The organism is Kocuria cellulosilytica, assembly GCF_040981245.1.
In the GTDB taxonomy this organism is placed as follows: Bacteria; Actinomycetota; Actinomycetes; order Actinomycetales; family Micrococcaceae; genus Kocuria; species Kocuria cellulosilytica.
Genome location: NZ_JAVFWZ010000175.1, coordinates 1 through 502 on the forward strand (window position 1 = coordinate 1; position 502 = coordinate 502).

Consider the following 502-nt stretch of genomic DNA (forward strand, 5'->3'; position numbering starts at 1 on the left):
CGGACCGCTCCGGGCAGAGCGCGGTGGCCGTGGAGACCCAGCACCGGGAGGGCGAGGCCCTGCTGGTCGTCCAGCCGTACCGGGTCAAGGGCGCGGAGCGCTCCGTGAGCTTCGGCGACGCGACGGTGGAGCCCGCCGAGCGGTGGCTGTGGCTCTGAGCGCGCCACCCCGGCGCCCGGCCGGGCACGACGAAGGGCCCCTCCGCGGCGGAGGGGCCCTTCGTCGTGCTGGCGCGCGGTCGCGGCCGCGCGGTGCCGGTCCTGAAGCGGATCAGGCGGGGATGTTCAGCACCTGACCGGGGAAGATCAGGTTCGGGTCGGCGATGCTGCCGGCGTTGGCGGCGGCCAGGGCCTCCCAGCCACCCTCGATGCCCAGCTTCGCGGCGATGACCGAGAGGGTGTCGCCGGCGACCACGGTGTAGGACTCGCCGGCCACGGAGGCCGGGGCCACGGAGACGGCCGGGGCGACGTAGTCGACCACGGGGGCCGGGGCGGCGACGGGC

The 502-nt window shown here is 76.7% G+C and carries 1 protein-coding gene; it reads right to left on the bottom strand.

Features of this window, described 5'->3' with window-relative positions; genetic code table 11:
• Window positions 1-270: 270 nt before the first annotated feature.
• Window positions 271-502: LysM peptidoglycan-binding domain-containing protein (locus RCG67_RS17565; RefSeq protein ID WP_368828115.1), on the bottom strand; the 232-nt coding region annotated here is incomplete at its 5' end.